At 35.8% G+C, this 5,448-nt stretch carries 7 protein-coding genes; 5 read left to right on the top strand and 2 right to left on the bottom strand.

Going from position 1 to position 5,448, the window contains the following annotated elements; all coding sequences use genetic code 11:
* A partial coding sequence (locus ACN0QX_RS15360; RefSeq protein WP_417198188.1) for a T9SS sorting signal type C domain-containing protein occupies nt 1-1,539 on the top strand: 1,539 nt, incomplete at its 5' end.
* A gap of 3 nt (nt 1,540-1,542) precedes the next feature.
* On the opposite strand, the gene ACN0QX_RS15355 is transcribed toward ACN0QX_RS15360, so the two are convergent.
* Nucleotides 1,543-1,866: a hypothetical protein gene (locus ACN0QX_RS15355; protein WP_417198187.1), complete on the bottom strand. Its 324-nt coding sequence runs from the start codon at nt 1,864-1,866 to the stop codon at nt 1,543-1,545.
* A 47-nt stretch (nt 1,867-1,913) separates the two neighbouring features.
* Between ACN0QX_RS15355 and ACN0QX_RS15350 the strand changes: the two genes are divergently transcribed.
* Genes ACN0QX_RS15350 through ACN0QX_RS15340 form a run of 3 tightly spaced genes read left to right on the top strand, consistent with a single transcriptional unit; the run spans nt 1,914 to nt 4,631 of the window.
* Nucleotides 1,914-2,063 carry a DUF5522 domain-containing protein gene (locus ACN0QX_RS15350; RefSeq protein WP_170244085.1) on the top strand — a complete coding sequence of 50 codons (150 nt, stop codon included), beginning with the start codon at nt 1,914-1,916 and terminating at the stop codon, nt 2,061-2,063.
* 11 nt (nt 2,064-2,074) lie between these two features.
* On the top strand, nt 2,075-4,069 hold the full coding sequence (locus ACN0QX_RS15345; RefSeq protein WP_417198186.1) for a urocanate hydratase: 1,995 nt from the start codon (nt 2,075-2,077) through the stop codon (nt 4,067-4,069).
* Between the two features lie 16 nt (nt 4,070-4,085).
* Entirely contained in the window at nt 4,086-4,631 is a 546-nt protein-coding gene (locus tag ACN0QX_RS15340; protein WP_248395376.1) for a DUF4136 domain-containing protein, read from the top strand.
* Nucleotides 4,632-4,687: 56 nt separating this feature from the next.
* Here ACN0QX_RS15340 and ACN0QX_RS15335 read toward each other — a convergent pair whose 3' ends face one another.
* Entirely contained in the window at nt 4,688-5,038 is a 351-nt protein-coding gene (locus tag ACN0QX_RS15335; RefSeq protein ID WP_417198185.1) for a hypothetical protein, read from the bottom strand.
* A 202-nt stretch (nt 5,039-5,240) separates the two neighbouring features.
* On the opposite strand from ACN0QX_RS15335, the gene ACN0QX_RS15330 reads away from it, so the two are divergent.
* The gene (locus ACN0QX_RS15330) at nt 5,241-5,432 is read left to right on the top strand and encodes a cold-shock protein (RefSeq protein WP_007646460.1); all 192 of its coding nucleotides are present in this window, start codon (nt 5,241-5,243) and stop codon (nt 5,430-5,432) included.
* The last annotated feature ends 16 nt before the right edge of the window (nt 5,433-5,448 follow it).

Here is a 5,448-nt window from a genome sequence, read left to right as displayed (position 1 = left end):
ATTTTAAGAAACGGATCTAACCTAATTCAAATAACCAATACAGGTATTACCAATTCTGGAGATATCCAAATGCAACGAACCGTAACAAGCTTGAATCCACAAGATTACGTATACTGGTCATCGCCTGTAAATAATTTTGGAGTAGCAAATGTTTCGCCTGGCTCTAATTTAATTTATAATTGGATTCCAACAATTACTGGTAATGGAGCAGGAAATTACGGAAATTGGCAAGCAACAACTGAAGTTATGCAGCCAGGAAAAGGATATATTATACGTGGTGTGGCTGGTACAAATCCAGAAACAGCACCTGCTGCCAATACCGTAGAGTTTACAGGTGTTCCTAGAAATGGCGCATATCAAATTCCTATTACACACGGAAATTATGCGGGTGCAGATTATGTGGGTGCCGGTAACACCATGGCTACGGAATTAGATGATAATTGGAACCTAATAGGAAATCCATATCCATCCGCTATTTCTGCTGATGCGTTTATTACCGAAAATGCCGGTATTTTAGATGGAACTCCAGATCCAAATACACCTGCAATTTTTGGAACCGTTTATTTATGGCGCCATCAAACCGCACCTAGTTCAGCTACTGATCCGTTTTACAGTGATTTTGTCTACAATTATAATCCTAATGATTATATAGGTTATAACAGTACAGGCTCGAACCCATTTGGATTTAATGGTAACATTGGCGCTGGGCAAGCATTCTTTGTTCTTATGGATCACAACGCAACATCACCTTCAAATGTGGTTTTTAATAACATTATGCGTTTCGATTCTGGGTTTGCTCCTTTTGATAATAATGAATTCTTCAGAACCCAGGAAAATACAAATCGTAATGCAAATGAAAAACACCGTATTTGGCTGGATTTAATTGCGCCAAACAACACGGCAAATTCTATTTTAGTGGGTTATATCCAGAATGCGACGAATGATTTCGACAGGCTATTTGACGGGTTTGAATTAAGCGAAACAAGTAACCGGTTTTATTCATTAATAAACACAGAAGAAATGGCTATTCAAGGACGAACCCTTCCTTTTGATGATGCAGACCTAGTGCCTTTAGGTGTGGAGATAGCTTCAAGTGGAAATTATAGTATTGCTTTAAATACAATTGATGGCTTATTTCAAGACACAAACCAATTTATACTTATAGAAGACACTTACACCAATATAATCCATAATGTCCGTATTTCGCCATATAGTTTTAATACAGAAGCCGGAGTATTTAATGATCGCTTTATTTTACGTTACACAGACAATTCGTTGTCCGTTGAAGAATTTAATGCTAATTCGGGAATAACCATTACGGCCCCGAACAGCAACTACATTAAGGTGTCTTCAAAACACAACACAATTAAATCCGTATACGTCTACGATATGCTAGGACGTGAGTTAGTTAAAAAGTTAAACATTAATACCACTGAAATTATTCTAGATAACAATAGTTTTTCTGAGGGCACTTACATTGTTAAAGCTACCACAACTAATAACATGACACGTATTGAGAAGGTGATTTTGAAACGGTGATTTTTAATAATAAGTAGTAAAACTCCAAAACGGCCTTGATTTTAAATAATTAAGGTCGTTTTCATTTATATAAGCTTCTCGCTCAAAAGAAATATTTCTATAAGCAAGATGCCAAGATCTATATTGAAACAAACGAATTACAAACTCCAAAACATACAAAATAAAAAAAGGAAGAACTAACAATTCAATTTGTTGTCTGATATGGATCCGTTCATGATTTATCAAAACCACATCTTCTTTCAAAAGTCTATTCTTCAAAAAAATAAAAGGCCAAATAGTAAGCCCTAAATAACGTTTAGGGATAATATATTTTGAAACGACAATCATAATAAACAAGATTCAAAAATCAGTCCAATTTACATTATATTTGTAAAATGAAGAAAATCATACCGATTGAAGAAGGTGATTTCTACTGGACACCTGAAGGTTATCGCTGTTTTACAGAGCAGTATCACTTAAAACGTGGATATTGTTGTGAAAGCGGCTGCAGACATTGCCCTTATGGCTATAATAAGAAAAACTGAATACTGAATTTATGACATTTCAAGAACACATATTACAAGGCATTCCAAATTCATTACCCGAATCAAAACCATATGATTCGGATATAAATCACGCACCAAAACGCAAAAATATCTTATCTGATGAGGAAAAAATATTAGCATTACGTAATGCATTGCGTTATTTTGATCCCAAACATCATGAAACTTTATTGCCGGAGTTTAAAAACGAATTAGAAACCTACGGTAGAATTTACATGTATCGCCTGCGTCCAGATTATAAAATGTATGCACGTCCTATGGACGAATATCCAGCAAAAACAAAGCAAGCTGCTGCTATTATGCTCATGATTCAGAACAATTTGGATTACGCGGTGGCGCAACATCCACATGAACTAATTACCTACGGTGGAAATGGTGGTGTTTTTTCCAATTGGGCACAATATTTATTAACCATGAAGTACCTTGCGGAAATGACTGAAGAACAAACATTGGTTATGTATTCTGGTCACCCTATGGGTTTATTTCCCTCTCATAAAGATGCACCACGTGTTGTGGCTACCAATGGCATGATGATTCCTAATTATTCTAAACCCGATGATTGGGAAAAATACAATGCACTTGGTGTAACCCAATATGGCCAAATGACTGCTGGAAGCTATATGTATATTGGCCCACAAGGCATTGTGCATGGAACAACCATAACAGTTTTAAATGGTTTCAGAAAAATAAAAAAATCACCAAAAGGAAATCTATTTGTAACATCTGGTTTAGGTGGCATGAGTGGCGCCCAACCAAAAGCTGGAAATATTGCTGGTTGTATTACAGTATGTGCAGAAGTGAATCCTAAAATAACGCAAGTGCGTTTAGATCAAGGTTGGATTGATGAAAAGATAACGGATTTAGACCAATTGGTATCACGAGTTGAACAAGCAAAACAGTATAAAGAAACGATTTCTATTGCCTATTTAGGAAACGTAGTAGATGTCTGGGAAAAATTTGATGAAGCCAATATTACCATTGATTTGGGTAGTGATCAAACATCATTACACAACCCTTGGGCTGGCGGCTACTACCCAGTAGGCTTGAGTTTTGAGGAGTCAAACATCCTGATGGCTAACAACCCTAATTTATTTAAAGAAAAAGTTCAAGAAACCCTCCGACGTCATGCCAAAGCTATTAATAAACACACAGCAAAAGGCACGTATTTCTTTGATTACGGAAATGCATTTTTATTAGAAGCCTCTCGGGCTGGAGCAGATGTTATGGCAAAAAAAACAACTCATGGGCGCGAGTTTAAATATCCAAGTTACGTACAAGATATTATGGGCCCCATGTGCTTTGATTACGGTTTTGGCCCATTCCGCTGGGTATGTGCTTCAGGAAAACCCGAAGATTTAGCAAAAACAGATGCTATAGCTTGTCAAGTTTTAGAGGAGATCAAGAGAAACTCACCTGAAGAAATTCAGCAACAAATGGCGGATAATATTCAATGGATAAAAGGTGCACAAGAAAATAAATTAGTAGTCGGCTCACAGGCTAGAATACTATATGCCGATGCCGAAGGGCGAATGAAAATTGCAAAAGCCTTTAATAATGCCATTGCAAAAGGTGAGATTGGCCAAATTATTCTTGGTCGCGATCATCACGATGTATCCGGAACAGATTCACCTTACCGAGAAACTAGTAATATTTACGACGGATCGCGCTACACAGCTGATATGGCCATTCAAAATGTAATTGGTGATAGCTTCCGTGGTGCCACTTGGGTAAGTATTCATAATGGTGGTGGCGTTGGTTGGGGCGAAGTTATAAATGGTGGGTTTGGTATGGTTCTTGATGGTAGTAATGATGCTGAAAGACGTTTAAAATCAATGTTATTCTGGGATGTAAACAATGGTATTTCTAGAAGGAGTTGGGCAAGAAATGATGAAGCCATTTTTGCTATTAAACGCGCCATGAAAGCCGAACCAAATTTAAAGGTTACGCTACCAAATTTGGTTAATGATAAATTATTTAACGCAATTTAACCTTAAAACTTACACCATGAAAAAAACAATCATTACATCCATTTTGGCCATGATAATTATGGCTACAGTAACATCTTGTAGTTCTGTACAAGTAGTTGCAGATTACGACAAGCAGGTGAATTTTGACTCGTATAAAACGTTTGCATTCTATAAACCTGGAATTGATAAAGCTGAAATTAATGACTTAGATAAACGCCGAATACTACGTGCTATTGAAAACGAATTAGTAGCAAAAGGATTTACGAAATCAGAGAACCCTGATTTGCTTGTTAGTATTATAGCCTCATCTCGTGAAAAAATAGATATCTATAACAACTATTATGCTGGTTATGGTGCGGGTTGGGGATGGAATCCTTATTACTACGGGAATTACAATAACGTTTCAACTTCCACAGAAGGGTCTTTATATATAGACTTAATTGATGCTAAAAAGAAAGAACTTGTGTGGCAAGGCCAAGGCGTTGGCTATTTAAATGGTTCCAAAATGGAACAAAAGGAAGAACGCATTAATGAGTTTGTATCCAAAATCATGGCTGTATATCCGCCACAAGTCAAAAAATAATGGTATAAAAAAAAAGCGACTTTACAGTCGCTTTTTTTTTAATATAGTTATTGCTTTTACTTTTTGCTTTCTAAAGAGTTTTGGTATAATTTAAATTGGCTTGGCGTCAAAATTCTTTTTAGCCCTTCCTCTACTCTCATATCAAGAGTTTTCATACCTTCCTGTCTAAATTTATCAGATATTTCTCGCTTACGAAGCTCTCCCATATTTTGTTCCGCATCAACTAAAACCTTAAAAACATCGCCTTGTTGATCTCCTGTTAACGTTACTAACTGGTGTAAATCGTGTGTTTTCTGTTTTGCAATAGCCTCAGCACTTTGCTGCCTGTCAGATGATTGAGCAGCAGAGAATTGCATCCCCACAAAAAACAATGCAATAAAACTAAATAGTGAAATGTATTTTTTCATAATAAGTAATTTTTTTTCATGATTAATAAGGGTTCAATATACAAAATATATCAATATATTATATACAATAAATTGAAATTTCACCCACCACATGTATAACTTAAAAAGCACCTAAAGGCATTAATTGAAAATATTCAGCAAAAAGGCTTTGGATACCAATTTATTAAGCTACCTTTGCCACTTAATTAAATAAATTATTATTATGAGTACTGGTACAGTAAAATTTTTTAATGACTCTAAAGGATTTGGATTCATCACAGAAGAAGGAAACAACAAAGAGCATTTCGTGCACATTTCTGGCTTAATCGACGAAGTAAGAGAAGGCGACCAAGTTGAATTCGATTTAACAGAAGGTAAAAAAGGATTAAACGCGATAAACGTAAAAGTTATCTAATTATATACTTTTTAAG

The sequence above is a fragment of the Bizionia sp. genome (assembly GCF_048259285.1).
Lineage (GTDB): Bacteria > Bacteroidota > Bacteroidia > Flavobacteriales > Flavobacteriaceae > Algorimicrobium > Algorimicrobium hallyeonense.
Note: the sequence above shows the minus strand (reverse complement) of the source record. Positions and strands in the feature narration are given on the sequence as shown.